The organism is Halomonas sp. LES1 (assembly GCF_031846005.1).
Taxonomy (GTDB): domain Bacteria; phylum Pseudomonadota; class Gammaproteobacteria; order Pseudomonadales; family Halomonadaceae; genus Halomonas.
The window spans coordinates 14,849-28,855 of record NZ_JAVRGC010000011.1 but is presented as its reverse complement, the minus strand read 5'-3'; the positions used below and the strand labels follow the sequence as shown (position 1 = coordinate 28,855).

Genomic DNA, 14,007 nt, shown 5'->3' with positions numbered 1-14,007 from the left:
AGCTCCGGGCCCAGGCCCGCTAGATGGCCCAACAAACAAAACGGGCAACCCGAAGGCTGCCCGTTTCGTTACCGCGTGGGGTGCGACGCTTAGCGACGCAGGCCCAGGCGCTGGATCAGAGCCTGATAGCGCTCGAAGTCCTTGCGCTTCAGGTAGTCCAGCAGCTTGCGGCGCTGGTTGACCATGCGGATCAGGCCACGACGGGAGTGGTGATCCTGCTTGTTGGTCTTGAAGTGATCCTGCAGGCCATCGATGTTGGCGCTCAGCAGGGCCACTTGAACTTCGGGGGAACCGGTGTCGTTCTCGCCACGACCAAATTCGCTGACGATTGCGGACTTCTGCTCGGCTGTCAGTGCCATCTGTCTCTCCAGTAAGCAATATGCCTGAATGATGAGTGTGTGAGACCACGCATATTTGCAGTCTCGGGCGTTTCTCCCTCAATCGGCTGCGGTGCTCAGCAGCCGTTTCGGCGCCACCTCCTGTGGCGTCGTCACCGCACCGAGACCCAGGAAGGCATCGTTGCAGTAGAGTCTTGCCGTCTCGCCGACGGCGATATCGCCGGCATCCACCGCGGCCGCCTGACCCTGGGTCAGGCGTCGGGCCGCCTCGGCGTCGACCTCGAGTCGCGGCAGGTGAGCGGCCAGCACGTCGACTGGCAGCAGCGTCGCTTCCCGGGACGACTGGTCGGGCAGAGCCTGCAGCGACTCGAGGGTCAGCATGCCGTCGGCGCCGAAGGGCCCGGTGGTCAGGCGACGCAGCGCACTGATATGTGCCCCGCTGCCCAGTTCGCGTCCGATATCCTCGGCCAGGGTACGCACATAGGTCCCCTTGCTGACCGACACTTCCAGTTCGAAGGCACTGCCCTCGAAGGAAACGAGCCGGGCATCATACACGGTCACGCGCCGCGCTGCACGCTCGACCGACTTGCCCTCGCGGGCCAGCTCGTAGAGCTTGCGCCCCTGGTGCTTGAGCGCCGAGTACATCGGTGGCACCTGCTCGATCTCGCCATGAAAGCGAGCCAACACGGCCTCCACTTCGGCAGCGGTCAGAGCCGGGATCGCCAGGCGTTCGACCACCTCACCCTCGGCATCACCGGTATCGGTCACCACGCCCAGTTCCACCCGGGTACGGTAGACCTTGTCGGAGGCCAGCAGATGGGCGGAGAACTTGGTCGCCTCGCCGAAGCACACCGGCAGCAGGCCGGTCGCCATCGGATCCAGGGTGCCGGTGTGGCCGGCCTTCTGGGCCTGGAACAGGCGTCGGGCCTGCTGCAGCGCGTGATTGCTGGTCAGGCCCGCGGGCTTGTCCAGCAGCAGCACGCCATTGACGGGGAGGCCGCGACGTCGACGTGCCATCAGTCCCGCTCACCCTCGTCATCGGAAGTCGGCTCCTCACCCAGGCGGGTGCGGTCGCTCTCCACCGCCTCGTCGATCAGCGAGGAGAGGCGCTGGCCGCGCACCACGCTCTCGTCGTAGTGAAAGCGCAGCTCCGGCACGTGGCGCAGCTTGATGCGCCGGGCGATCTGCCCGCGCAGGAAGCCGGCGGCCTGCTTGAGAACCTTGAGGTTCTCCTTGATCCGCTCCGGGGTATCCTCGCCCAGCAGGGTCACGTGAACGTCGGCATAGCCGAGGTCACGACTGACCTCGACGCCGCTGACGGTGACCATGCCCAGGCGCGGGTCCTTGACCTCGCGCTGGATGAGGACCGCCAGCTCCTTCTGGAGCTGGTCGGCCACCCGGTCGGTACGCTTGAACTCGCGCATGCTTGACTCCTGGCGCTTAGAGCGTCCGCTCGACCTTGATCTGGTCGAAGACCTCGATCTTGTCGCCGACTTGGACGTCGTTGTAGTTCTTCACGCCGATGCCGCACTCCATGCCGTTGCGCACTTCCTGGACATCGTCCTTGAAGCGACGCAGCGACTCGAGTTCACCCTCGTAGATCACCACGTTGTCGCGCAGCACGCGGATCTTCTTGTTACGGAAGACGGTACCCTCGACCACCATACAGCCGGCCACCGCACCGATCTTCGGTGCACGGAAGACGTCGCGAACCTCGGCCACGCCGACGATCTCTTCCTTCCACTCCGGTGCCAGCATGCCGCTCATCGCCTGCTTGACCTCATCGATCAGCTGGTAGATGACGCTGTAGTAGCGCAGGTCGAGGCCTTCGCGCTCGATGATCTCGCGGGCCGCGACATCGGCACGCACGTTGAAGCCGACCACGATGGCCTCCGAGGCCAGTGCCAGGTTGGCGTCGGTACCGGTGATGCCACCCACACCGGAGGAGACCACTGCCACTTCCACCTCGGCGGTGGAGAGCTCTTCCAGGGCGCTCTTGATCGCCTCCAGGGAGCCCTGGACGTCGGCCTTGAGCACGATGTTGAGCTTGGCGGCCACATCCTGGCCCATCTGGCTGAACATGTTCTCCAGCTTGGCCTTCTGCTGGCGTGCCAGGCGCACCTCGCGATACTTGCCCTGACGGAAGTTGGCAACCTCACGGGCCTTCTTCTCGTCGGCCACCACCATGAAGTCGTCACCCGCCTCGGGCGTCCCGTCGAGGCCCTGGATCTCCACCGGCATCGCCGGGCCGACCTCTTCGACCTGCTTGCCCAGCTCGTTGGTCAGGGCACGCACGCGGCCGTAGTGCAGGCCGGCCAGCACGATATCGCCACGCTTGAGGGTGCCGTTCTGGACCAGCACGGTGGCCACAGGACCACGCCCCTTGTCCAGGCGCGACTCGACCACCACACCCTTGCCGGGTGCCTCGGGGACGGCCTTGAGCTCGAGCACCTCGGAGACCAGCAGCACCGCCTCGAGCAGCGCATCGATGCCCTCACCGGTCTTGGCGGAGACATGCACGAACTGGGTGTCACCCCCCCACTCCTCGGAGATGACGCCGTGCTGCGAGAGCTCGTTCTTGACGCGATCCGGATCGGCGGCCGGCTTGTCGATCTTGTTGACGGCGACCACCATGGGAACCTCGGCGGCCTTGGAGTGCTCGATCGCCTCGATGGTCTGGGGCATGACGCCGTCATCGGCGGCCACCACCAGGATGACCACGTCGGTCGCCTTGGCACCGCGGGCACGCATGGCGGTAAAGGCCGCGTGGCCCGGGGTGTCCAGGAAGGTCACACCGTGGGAGTTGTTCACCTTATCGGCCGCGACATGATAGGCGCCGATATGCTGGGTGATACCGCCGGCCTCGCCGGTGGCCACCTTGGCCTGGCGAATATGGTCGAGCAGCGAGGTCTTGCCGTGGTCGACGTGACCCATCACGGTCACCACCGGGTCGCGGGTCAGCTCCTCACCCTCGTAGGAGATGCTGTCCAGCACTTCCTCCTCGAGCGCATCGTCCTTGACCAGCTTGGGCGTGTGACCCATCTCCTCGACCACGATGGCGGCGGTGTCCTGATCGATGGTCTGGTTGATGGTCACCGCGGCGCCCATGGTGAACATGGTCTTGATGACCTCGTTGGCCTTGATCGACATCTTGTCGGCCAGCTCGGCGACGCTGATCGACTCGGGGATCGAGACCTCACGAACGATGGGCTGGGTCGGCTTCTGGAAGCCGTGCTTGCCGTTGCCCTGGCTGCTGCTGCCACCACGACGGCCGCCGCGGCGCTCGGCACGCTTGGCCTTCTTGCCGCCACGGCGACGGTCCTCGCGCTCGCCACGGTCGTCATCGCGATCGTGACGCCCCTTCTTGGCGGCGGCCTTCTTGGGCGGCGCGGTGCGGCGATCGGTGCGGCCCTCCTTGGGCGGGGCCGGGGGCTCGTCGCCGGGTGCCGGGGTCTCGAGCTCGGGCACCGGGATATCGGGCACTTCGGCGGCCTTCTGGGCCTCCAGCTTGGCAGCGGCCTCGCGCGCGGCCTCCTCGGCGGCACGCGCCTTGGCCTCCTCGGCCTCGCGGGCTTCCTTGGCGGCCTGAGCCTGCTGGGAGTCGGCCATGTCGCCGACCAGCTGGCGCGGACCGGTGTCCTCCACCTGCTTCGGCTTGGTCTCTTCCTCGGCGCGCTTGACGTAGGTACGCTTCTTGCGCACCTGCACCTCGATGGTCTTGCCCCGCTCACCGGTGTTGATGCGGCTGCGCGTCTTGCGCGTCAGGGTGATGCGGTTCTTCGGCGCGGCCTTCTCGGCGCTGCCGCCGTGGCTCTTGGTCAGGAAGTCGAGCAGCTGACGCTTGTCTTCCTCGGACACGGCATCGCTCTCGGACTTGTGCTTGAGCCCGGCTTGTTTCATCTGTTCCAGCAGGCGGGGAACGTCGCGTCCCACCTTCGCTGCAAAATCCTTAACGGTCATGTCTGACATGTAGACCCTCCTGAGCCCGTGACCCCAATTCTGTTCGCTTCGAATACTGCCGGTCCGAGCGCTGGGCATCGGACCCTTGTCTGCACGTTATTCGCCTTCGAGCCGTTCCTGTGCGAACTACTCGTTTTCAAACCAGGGCGCACGGGCAGTCATGATCAGTGACGCGGCACGCTCCTCGTCCATGCCCTCGATATCCAGAAGATCATCGACGGACTGCTCGGCCAGATCCTCCATGCTGACGACTCCCCGGCTGGCCAGGATGAAGGCCAGGTGGCGCTCCATGCCGTCCATCTCCAGCAGGTCGTCGGCTGGCTGGGCACCATCCAGCGCCTCCTCGGAAGCGATGGCGAGGTTGAGCAGCTCATCCTTGGCACGCGAGCGCAGCTCCTCGATGGTCTCTTCATCGAATTCCTCGATCTCGAGCATCTCCTCAACCGGTACGTAGGCGATCTCCTCCAGGGTGGTAAAGCCCTCTTCCACCAGCAGGCGCGCCACATCGTCGTCGATATTGAGGTGCTGCACGAATTGCTCGACCAGGCTATCGACCTCCTGGTCACGCTTGTCCTCCGCCTCGGCCTCGGTCATCACATTGATCCGCCAGCCGGTCAGCTCGGAGGCCAGACGCACGTTCTGACCGCTGCGACCGATGGCCTGGGCCAGGTTGTCCTCGGCGACGGCCACGTCCATGGCGTGGGCATCTTCGTCAACCAGAATGGAGGCGACATCCGCCGGCGCCATGGCGTTGATCACCAGCTGGGCGGGGTTGTCGTCCCACAGCACGATATCGACGCGCTCGTTCTGGAGCTCCGTGGAGACGGCCTGGACCCGTGAGCCACGCATGCCCACACAGGCCCCCACCGGATCGATACGGCGGTCGTTGGTCTTCACCGCGATCTTGGCGCGGGACCCGGGGTCGCGAGCGGCCCCCTTGATCTCGATAAGCTGTTCGGCGATCTCCGGCACCTCGATGCTGAACAGTTCGATGATCAGCTCGGGACAGGTACGCGACAGGATCAGCTGCGCACCGCGCGCCTCCGGGTCGACCTTGACCAGCAGGGCACGAACCCGCTCGTTCATGCGGTAGCGCTCACCGGGAATCATCTCGCTGCGCGGCAGGAACGCCTCGGCGTTGTCGCCCAGGTCGATGATCAGGCCATCGCGGGTCGTCTTCTTGACGATGCCCGAGACCAGCTCACCCTCGCGATCGGCATAGAGCCGCACGACCTCGGCACGCTCGGCCTCGCGCACCTTCTGCACGATCACCTGCTTGGCGGTCTGGGCGGCGATGCGACCGAACTCGGCATTCTCGATGCGCTCCTCGACCACGTCACCCAGGCCCAGGGGCGGATCGCGACGCTCGGCAAAGGTCAGCTTGATCTGGTGGTCGGGGCCGTCGAAGTCATCGTCCTCGACCACTTCCCAGCGACGAAAGGTCTCGTATTCGCCGGTGCTGCGATCGATATGCACCCGCACGCTGGCCTCTTCATCCTCGAAGCGCTTGCGCGACGCGCTGGCCAGGGCCGCCTCGACGGCCTCGAAGATCACCGTGCGGGGAACCCCCTTCTCGTTGGAGATCGCATCCACGACCGCCAGAATCTCTTTACTCATGCCTTTGCCTCGCCAGAAAGCTGTTCTCGAGCTGATGCTCAACATGCCTCCCCCGGGGGAGGCCGAATCCTTGAACCGCGGGCTAATCCTCGAAACGGGGCACCACGCGCGCCTGATCGATGCCGTCGACGGGGAAGCAGTACTCCTCGCCATCGACCTGCACCAGCACCTCGTCACCCTCGACGCCGGCCAGCAGGCCCTGGAACTTGCGCCGCCCCTCGAAGGGCGCACGCAGCTTCAGTGCCACCTCGTGGCCGCGATAACGGGAAAAGTGATCGAGGGTGAACAGGGGGCGATCCATCCCCGGAGAGGAGACCTCGAGGCGATATTCGCCGTGAATCGGGTCCTCGACATCGAGTAGCGCACTGATCTGGCGGCTGATGTCCGCACAGTCGTCGACGGAGACGCCGTCTTCGTGATCGATATAGATCACCAGACGCGAGTGCTTACCCTGGGAGAGATAGTCGATGCCCCACAGCTCGAAACCCATGGCGGTAACCACCGGGTCGATCAAGGTGTGTAGCGCAGCATCCTTGGTAGCCACGGAATAGACTCCTACAGCCGTTGCATCAGGCACCTGGCCGGGAGTGAACTGGAAAGTCAGGTGGCTGATTGGCATTGCCCGGAACAGTGCCCCGACGCTTGGCGCCCTGAGCAAGCTGCTAACAAAAAGCCCCTTCACAGGAAGGGGCTTTCACAAGAAACCTGTAAACCACTCCGGCGGTCAATGGCTGCCCCTTCACTCGATCATGCTAGCTTGCATGTTCGACAGGCACCTGCCGGAAGATGGTAGCGGGGACCGGATTTGAACCGATGACCTTCGGGTTATGAGCCCGACGAGCTACCAGACTGCTCCACCCCGCATCAATCTAGGTCGATGATATTACACGCAGCCGACGAATACGTCAAGAGCTGCACACCGCTTTGCCAATCCTGCTTCTGAAGGATCGTCGGCATCGTCATGTTAACCATCGAGTGTTAACCAGGGACGCCGCGATGAATCAGATGGTGCCGAAGGCGGGACTTGAACCCGCACGACCGTAAGGTCACTACCCCCTCAAGATAGCGTGTCTACCAATTCCACCACTTCGGCATCAGGGGAGGCTGGATGATGGCGAAACGACGCATTACTGCTCGTCGCCGCTCTCCAGCACTGGCGCAGCATTATCCATGCTCGAGCCCCCTTCGTCAAGGGTCGGCACGTTATTCTGCTGTTCGATCAGGCGCGCGTCCGGAATGCCTGCCTCGGGGGCATCGCTGGCCTGGCTGGCGAACCAGGCCAGGGTCAGGGAGGTGGCGAAGAAGGCAGCCGCCAGCACGGCGGTAAACTTCGACAGGAAGCCGCCGCTACCGCGGGAGCCGAACACGGTCTGGGAGGCACCGCCACCGAAGGCGGCACCGGCCTCGGCCCCCTTGCCCTGCTGCAGCAGGATCAGGACGACCAGGGCGATGGCGACCGCCACGTGGATCATAAGAATGGCAACTTGCATGGAATCAACCTGCTGACTGACAGATGGCTAGGAAATCGTCGACCTTGAGCGAGGCACCGCCCACCAGGCCGCCGTCGATATCGGGCTGGGCAAGCAGCTCGGCCGCATTGCCCGCGTTCATGCTACCGCCGTAGAGCAGCCGCAACCCATCCGCCAGGCCGCGATCGAACTCGGACAGGTAGGCGCGAATGCCGGCCATGACCTCCTGAGCCTGCTCGGGAGTGGCGGTACGGCCGGTACCAATGGCCCAGACGGGCTCATAGGCGATGATCACGCGCTCGCGCTGCGCCGGCTCCAGCCTCGACATCACGTACCCGACCTGGTGCAGCACCACGCTCAGGGTATTACCGGCATCGCGCTCGGCGAGGCTCTCGCCCACGCAGAGCACCGGCACGATATCGACCTCGAGCGCGGCCAGCAGGCGCTCATGCACCTGCTCGTCGCTCTCGCGATAGAGCTGACGACGCTCGGAGTGCCCCACCAGGGCATACTGGACCCCGAACTCGCGCAGCATGGGGCCACTCACCTCGCCGGTGTGCGCCCCCGCCGGGTGCGGATTGAGCGTCTGGGCACCGAGCGCCAGCGGCGTCTCGGCGAAGGCAGCTCGCGCCGCCCCCAGATAGGGATAGGGCGGAAAGATCGCCGCTTCCAGGGAGTTGGGTAGCGCGGCACTCGAGAAGGCCTGACCGAAGGCCTCGACCAGCTCGGTCGAGCCGTTCATCTTCCAGTTGCCGGCGATCAGCGGCGTGCGCATCGACTGTCCTCTTTCAAGATGGAGCGAAATGGTATAGGAGAGGCCCTGTCAAGACAACCGGCCACCCCCGAGCCCTCGACCAGCGAGTCCTCAGGCGCCGAGCAGCGCCTCGACCCGTTCGGCGAGACGCCGTGCCAGACCGTCCACGTCCAGGTGAGGACGACCCTCGACCATCACGCGGATCAGCGGCTCGGTGCCGGAGGGGCGCAGCAGCACCCGCCCCTCTTCACCGAGCTCCCTCTCGACCTCGCTCACCGACTCCTTGAGGGCCGGCATCGCCATCACCGCCCGGGCATCGCTGCCGGGGGTCAGCCGCACATTGACCAGCGCCTGAGGGGCCTTCTCCAGCCCCGCCAGCAGACTCTGCAGCGACTTGCCCTCGCGCATCATGATGGCCAGCACCTGCAGCGCCGAGACGATACCGTCGCCGGTCGTCTGTACATGGCCACAGACGATATGACCGGAGGACTCACCACCCAGCTGCCAGCCGTTGGCGGCGAGCCGCTCGATGACATAGCGGTCGCCGACCTTGGCGCGCTCGAAGGGCACCCCCATGGTCTCCAGCGCCGCGGCCAGGCCGAAGTTCGACATCAGGGTGCCGACCACGCCGCCACCCAGCTCGCCACGCGCATGGCGATCGCGGGTGATCAGATAGAGGATGTCGTCGCCATCGATCTCGCGGCCGTCGCTATCCACCAGCAGCACCCGGTCGCCGTCACCGTCGAAGGCCACTCCCAGGTCGGCCCCCTGCTGGATCACCGCCGCGCGCAGCGCCGCCGGATGGGTGGAGCCTACCTCACGATTGATATTGAGCCCGTCGGGGGCGGCACCGATCACGCTCACCTCGGCACCCAACTCGCGAAACACGCTGGGGGCGATGTGGTAGGTGGCACCGTGGGCACAGTCGAGCACCACCCTGAGCCCCTCGAGGCTGACCCGATCGGGGATGGTCGACTTGCAGAACTCGATATAGCGGCCGTCGGCATCATCGATGCGCTCGGCCTTGCCCAGGCGGTCCGCGGCCACGGTGGTCAGCGGCTCATCGAGCATCGCCTCGATCGCCTCCTCGACCTCATCGTTGAGCTTGGCGCCGTCGGTGGAGAAGAACTTGATGCCATTGTCGGCGAAGGGATTGTGGGATGCCGAGATCACGATGCCGGCATCGGCACGAAAGGTGCGTGTCAGGTAGGCGATACCCGGGGTCGGCATGGGGCCGAGCAGGGCCACATCGACCCCCGCCGCCGAGAGTCCCGCCTCCAGGGCCGACTCGAACATGTAGCCGGAGATGCGGGTGTCCTTGCCGATCAGCACCCGGCAGCGCCGCTTGCCATGGCGTGCGGCGAGCACATGCCCGGTGGCCCAGCCCAGCTTGAGCATGAAGTCGGCGGTGATCGGTGCCTCGCCGACGGTGCCGCGAATTCCATCCGTTCCAAAATAGCGTCGAGCCATCAGCAACTCTCCTTGAGTACTGCCCAGGTCATGTTCACCGCATCCACGCTGGGGGCGACATCGTGGACACGCAGGATGCGGGCGCCGCGCTCTACCGCCAGCGCCGTCAGCGCCAGGCCGCCGGGCAGGCGCTCCTCCACCGGGCGCTCGAGCACCTTGCCGATCATGCTCTTGCGCGACATGCCCACCAGCATCGGCAGTTCGAGCTCGGCAAGACGCTCCATGCGGTTGAGCAGGCGTAGATTGTGCTCCACCGTCTTGCCGAAGCCGAAGCCCGGGTCGAGCAGCATGCGATCACGATGCAGGCCAGCCTGCTCGCAGGCCGCCACGCGCGCCGCGAGATATTCGGCTACCGCCTCCTCGATGGGCACATCATAACGGGGCCCCTGCTGCATGTCGCGGGGCTCGCCCTGGCGATGCATCAGACACACCGGCAGGCCGCTGCCGATGGCGGCGACCATCGCCCCCTCACGCTCCAGGGCGCGCACATCGTTGATCATGCCGGCCCCCAGGGCGGCACTCTCGCGCATCACCTCGGGACTGCTGGTATCCACCGAGACCAGGGCATCCAGCTCACGGACCAGCGCCTCCACCACCGGCGCCACCCGCTCGAGCTCCTGCTGGGGCGAGATCCCATCGGCCCCGGGACGGGTCGACTCGCCGCCGACATCGATGATCGCCGCCCCCTCCGCCAGCATGCGCTCGGCATGGCGCAGGGCATCGTCCAGGGACACATGGTGCCCCCCGTCGGAGAAGGAGTCGGGGGTGACATTGAGGATCCCCATGACGCGGGGGTAGGAGAGGTCGAGCCGATGCCGACCGCACATCAGGGAGGGGGAGTTCGCGTTCATCTTCGCTCGGAGGGTAGGTGAATCGAAGGGTAACAAGTTGAAGGGTAGTGAACTGAAGAACAGAGAATTGAATGATAGTGAATTGAAGGATAGAGAAAACGGGCCGATCAGAAAGGCAAAGGCGCCCCCGCGGGGGGCGCCTGACAGGGATGGGCTGCGGGCTCAGGAGCCGGCCGGGCCACCCAGCGGGTCGGAGGGCCGACGACGCGGCTCCTCGTCGTCATCCTCGTCACCGTCGACCTGCTCCGGCTCATCCGGGGTCGCCGCGTCGCGAGCCCCCTCGGTCACCGGGGCGCCAGGTCCGGAGGAGTCTCCATCCTCCCAATCCTTGGGCGGTCGCGGCGTGCGCCCGGCCATGATGTCCTTAAGCTGGTCGGCATCGATGGTCTCGTACTTCATCAGCGCATCGGCCATGGCGTCGAGCTTGTCGCGATTCTCCTCGAGGATCACGCGGGCCTGCTCGTAGCACCCGTCGATGACCTTGCGTACCTCCCTGTCGAGCTTGGAGATGGTCTCGCCGGACTTGAGCTTGCCGCCCTGACCGGGGCCACCCAGGAACTGGTGCGACTCATCCTCGTCGTACATGACCGGGCCCATCTCCTCGGAGAGCCCCCACTTGGCGACCATGTTGTGAGCCAGCTCGGTGGCGCGCTTGATATCGTTGGAGGCACCGGTGGTTACCCCGTTCGGCCCCAGCGTCATCTCCTCGGCGATGCGGCCACCGAACAGCGAGCAGATCTGGCTGATGATCTGCTGCCGCGACAGGCTGTAGCGATCCTGCTCGGGCAGGAACATGGTCACGCCCAGGGCACGGCCACGCGGGATGATGGTCACCTTGTAGACCGGGTCATGCTCCGGCATCACCAGGCCAATGATGGCATGGCCCGACTCGTGATAGGCGGTGTTGAGCTTCTCCTTCTCGGTCATGACCATGGAGCGGCGCTCGGCCCCCATCATGATCTTGTCCTTGGCCAGCTCGAGCTCCTCCATGCCCACCAGGCGTTTGTTGCGACGCGCGGCGAACAGGGCGGCCTCGTTGACCAGGTTGGCCAGGTCGGCACCGGAGAAGCCGGGCGTGCCGCGAGCGATCAGCGACGGCTTGACGTCATCGGCCAGCGGCACCTTGCGCAGGTGCACGTTGAGGATATGCTCACGGCCGCGGATATCGGGCAGCGGCACCACCACCTGGCGGTCGAAGCGTCCCGGACGCATCAGGGCCGGGTCGAGCACGTCGGGGCGGTTGGTGGCGGCGATGACGATGATGCCCTCATTGGCCTCGAAGCCGTCCATCTCCACCAGCAGCTGGTTGAGGGTCTGCTCGCGCTCGTCGTTGCCACCGCCCATGCCGACCCCGCGGGAGCGGCCCACGGCGTCGATCTCGTCGATGAAGATGATGCAGGGCGCCTGCTTCTTGGCCTGCTCGAACATGTCACGCACACGGGAGGCGCCCACGCCGACGAACATCTCGACGAAGTCGGAGCCGGAGATCGAGAAGAACGGCACCTTGGCCTCGCCGGCAATCGACTTGGCGAGCAGCGTCTTGCCGGTGCCGGGCGGGCCCACCATCAGCACGCCGCGAGGGATGGTGCCACCCAGGCGCTGGAACTTGGTGGGGTCGCGCAGGAAGTCGACCAGCTCCTCGACCTCCTCCTTGGCCTCGTCACAGCCCGCGACGTCGGCGAAGGTGGTCTTGATCTGATCTTGGGAGAGCAGCTTGGCCTTGGACTTGTCGAAGCTCATGGGGCCACCCTTGCCGGCCCCGCCGCCTTGCATCTGGCGCATGAAGAACATGAAGATCGCCAGAATCAGCAGGATCGGGAAGCTGGCGATCAGCAATCGCATCCACAGGCTCTGCTGCTCGGGCTTCTTGCCCACCACGGTGACGTTGCTGGAGAGCAGGTCATCCATCAGCTTGGGGTCCTCCGCCGCGGGGCGGATGGTCTGGAACTGGGAGCCATCGGTACGCTCACCATTGATGGTATAGCCATCGATGGTGACGCTGCGCACCTGCTGGTTCTGCACCTGCTGGACGAACTGGGAGTAGTTCATCGTCTGGGGTGAGCTGTCGACACTGAAGTTGTTGAACACCGTCAGCAGCACCGCCGCGATGACCAACCACAGGATCAGGTTCTTCGCCATATCGTTCAAGGGACTACCCTCAATATCTGAAATCTATCGGCCGCAAGGACCTGGCACGTTGGACACTACAGGAGCCGGCCGCGTTCGGCCACCGCCACTATGCAACTACATACGCGGTCATTCGCAACAGGCACTGTGACACACATTATTCTGCCTTGTCCTTCAATCGCCCCGTTAGGCCAGGGCTATCACGGCGCCATGACCTCTCGAGTCAACCGCGAAAGCCCTGCGCCAGCAGATAGACCTCGCGGGAGCGCGCCCGCGAGGCGCCGGGCTTGCGGGTCACCACCCGCGTGAAGGCGCCACGCAGCGCCTTCAGGTATTCATCGAAGCCCTCGCCCTGGAACACCTTGGCAAGGAAGGTTCCACCAGGGCGCAGGGTCTGGCCGGCCAGGTCCAGCGCCAGCTCCACCAGATACATCGCCTGGGGCTGGTCGATGGCGGCCATACCACTCATGTTGGGTGCCATGTCGGACATCACCAGGTCGACCGGGCGCTCGCCCAGCGTCGCAAGGATCGCCTCGAGGATCTCCTCCTCGGTAAAGTCTCCCTGGATAAAGTCGACCCCGGCCAGGGCATCCATCTCGAGGATATCGGAGGCGATCACCACCCCCTCGGGCCCCACCTTCTCGGCGGCCACCTGACTCCAGCCACCGGGGGCCGCCCCCAGGTCGATCACGGTCATGCCCGGAACGAGGAGACGATCCTTCTCGTCGAGCTCGAGCAGCTTGTAGCTGGCCCGCGAGCGATACCCCTCCAGCTTGGAGCGCTGCACATACTGATCATCGAAGTGCTCCTTCAACCAGCCCTTGCTGGTCTTGCTTGCGGAGTGCTTGCCAGAGGCGGGGGATGAGGTGCGGGAACGGGCCACGGCATCACCTGGGACGTAACGGGAGAAGACTTGGCGCGGAGCAAAAAACGGTACCGGAGCGCCGAGGAGTGGCCGGCTGAAACGGCGCTTTCGCCGAAGACGTTTTCGGCGTGACGATTTGCGCGTACCATGGCTGGTTGCGCGCAACCGAGAAGATGCAAGATACCATGAGCTTGTCACAGGCACAAAAGAAAGCATTTCGCAGCATCGGCCACCACCTCAACCCGGTGGTGATGATCTCCGAGAACGGCATCTCCGAGGGAGTGCTGGCGGAGCTCGACCGAGCCCTCAACGACCACGAGCTGATCAAGGTGAAGTTCGCCCTGCCGGAGCGCGATGAGCGCGAGGCCATGCTCGAGGAGCTGGTCGCGGCCAGCCGCGCCGAGCTGGTCCACAAGATCGGCAAGATGGCGCTGCTCTATCGCGCCAACCCCAGGGCCAACCCGAAGCTCTCCAACGTCCAGCGCTACGCGGACCACCACGGGCGACGTTAAGGTACGCCTTGAGGTAGGGAGGCACCCCTCGAGGTAGGAGGGAG

General features: G+C 65.1%; 13 protein-coding genes and 2 tRNA genes. 1 reads left to right on the top strand and 14 read right to left on the bottom strand.

Going from position 1 to position 14,007, the window contains the following annotated elements:
* Window positions 1–89: 89 nt before the first annotated feature.
* The 14 genes from rpsO to rlmE form a co-directional block, all read right to left on the bottom strand.
* Window positions 90–359, bottom strand: a complete 270-nt coding sequence (rpsO, locus tag RM463_RS17035) for a 30S ribosomal protein S15 (RefSeq protein WP_110070029.1) — start codon at window positions 357–359, stop codon at window positions 90–92.
* 78 nt (window positions 360–437) lie between these two features.
* Entirely contained in the window at window positions 438–1,355 is a 918-nt protein-coding gene (truB, locus tag RM463_RS17030; protein WP_195688501.1) for a tRNA pseudouridine(55) synthase TruB, read from the bottom strand.
* On the bottom strand, window positions 1,355–1,762 hold the full coding sequence (gene rbfA, locus RM463_RS17025; protein WP_132042116.1) for a 30S ribosome-binding factor RbfA: 408 nt from the start codon (window positions 1,760–1,762) through the stop codon (window positions 1,355–1,357). Before rbfA ends, truB begins: the two co-directional genes overlap by 1 nt.
* Window positions 1,763–1,778: 16 nt before the next feature.
* The gene (infB, locus tag RM463_RS17020) at window positions 1,779–4,307 is read right to left on the bottom strand and encodes a translation initiation factor IF-2 (RefSeq protein WP_195688502.1); all 2,529 of its coding nucleotides are present in this window, start codon (window positions 4,305–4,307) and stop codon (window positions 1,779–1,781) included.
* A 117-nt stretch (window positions 4,308–4,424) separates the two neighbouring features.
* Complete coding sequence (gene nusA / locus RM463_RS17015) at window positions 4,425–5,915, bottom strand: transcription termination factor NusA (protein WP_195688503.1); 1,491 nt, start codon at window positions 5,913–5,915, stop codon at window positions 4,425–4,427.
* An 82-nt stretch (window positions 5,916–5,997) separates the two neighbouring features.
* Window positions 5,998–6,459 (bottom strand): ribosome maturation factor RimP, encoded by a 462-nt coding sequence (gene rimP / locus RM463_RS17010; RefSeq protein ID WP_195688504.1) that lies wholly within the window; start codon window positions 6,457–6,459, stop codon window positions 5,998–6,000.
* Between the two features lie 243 nt (window positions 6,460–6,702).
* Window positions 6,703–6,779 (bottom strand) — tRNA-Met (locus tag RM463_RS17005).
* Window positions 6,780–6,921: 142 nt separating this feature from the next.
* Window positions 6,922–7,008 (bottom strand) — tRNA-Leu (locus tag RM463_RS17000).
* 34 nt (window positions 7,009–7,042) lie between these two features.
* On the bottom strand, window positions 7,043–7,405 hold the full coding sequence (gene secG / locus RM463_RS16995; protein WP_195688505.1) for a preprotein translocase subunit SecG: 363 nt from the start codon (window positions 7,403–7,405) through the stop codon (window positions 7,043–7,045).
* Window positions 7,406–7,409: 4 nt separating this feature from the next.
* Window positions 7,410–8,159, bottom strand: coding sequence for a triose-phosphate isomerase (gene tpiA / locus RM463_RS16990; RefSeq protein WP_311430731.1), 750 nt, complete (start codon window positions 8,157–8,159; stop codon window positions 7,410–7,412).
* A gap of 90 nt (window positions 8,160–8,249) precedes the next feature.
* Window positions 8,250–9,608, bottom strand: a complete 1,359-nt coding sequence (gene glmM, locus RM463_RS16985) for a phosphoglucosamine mutase (RefSeq protein WP_195688507.1) — start codon at window positions 9,606–9,608, stop codon at window positions 8,250–8,252.
* Window positions 9,608–10,393 carry a dihydropteroate synthase gene (gene folP / locus RM463_RS16980; protein WP_311430735.1) on the bottom strand — a complete coding sequence of 262 codons (786 nt, stop codon included), beginning with the start codon at window positions 10,391–10,393 and terminating at the stop codon, window positions 9,608–9,610. The genes glmM and folP overlap by 1 nt, the downstream gene beginning before the upstream one ends.
* Window positions 10,394–10,621: 228 nt before the next feature.
* Complete coding sequence (ftsH, locus tag RM463_RS16975; RefSeq protein WP_311430730.1) at window positions 10,622–12,607, bottom strand: ATP-dependent zinc metalloprotease FtsH; 1,986 nt, start codon at window positions 12,605–12,607, stop codon at window positions 10,622–10,624.
* Window positions 12,608–12,809: 202 nt separating this feature from the next.
* Window positions 12,810–13,469, bottom strand: coding sequence for a 23S rRNA (uridine(2552)-2'-O)-methyltransferase RlmE (gene rlmE / locus RM463_RS16970; protein WP_195688510.1), 660 nt, complete (start codon window positions 13,467–13,469; stop codon window positions 12,810–12,812).
* Window positions 13,470–13,636: 167 nt separating this feature from the next.
* Between rlmE and yhbY the strand changes: the two genes are divergently transcribed.
* Window positions 13,637–13,963 carry a ribosome assembly RNA-binding protein YhbY gene (yhbY, locus tag RM463_RS16965; protein ID WP_195688511.1) on the top strand — a complete coding sequence of 109 codons (327 nt, stop codon included), beginning with the start codon at window positions 13,637–13,639 and terminating at the stop codon, window positions 13,961–13,963.
* The last annotated feature ends 44 nt before the right edge of the window (window positions 13,964–14,007 follow it).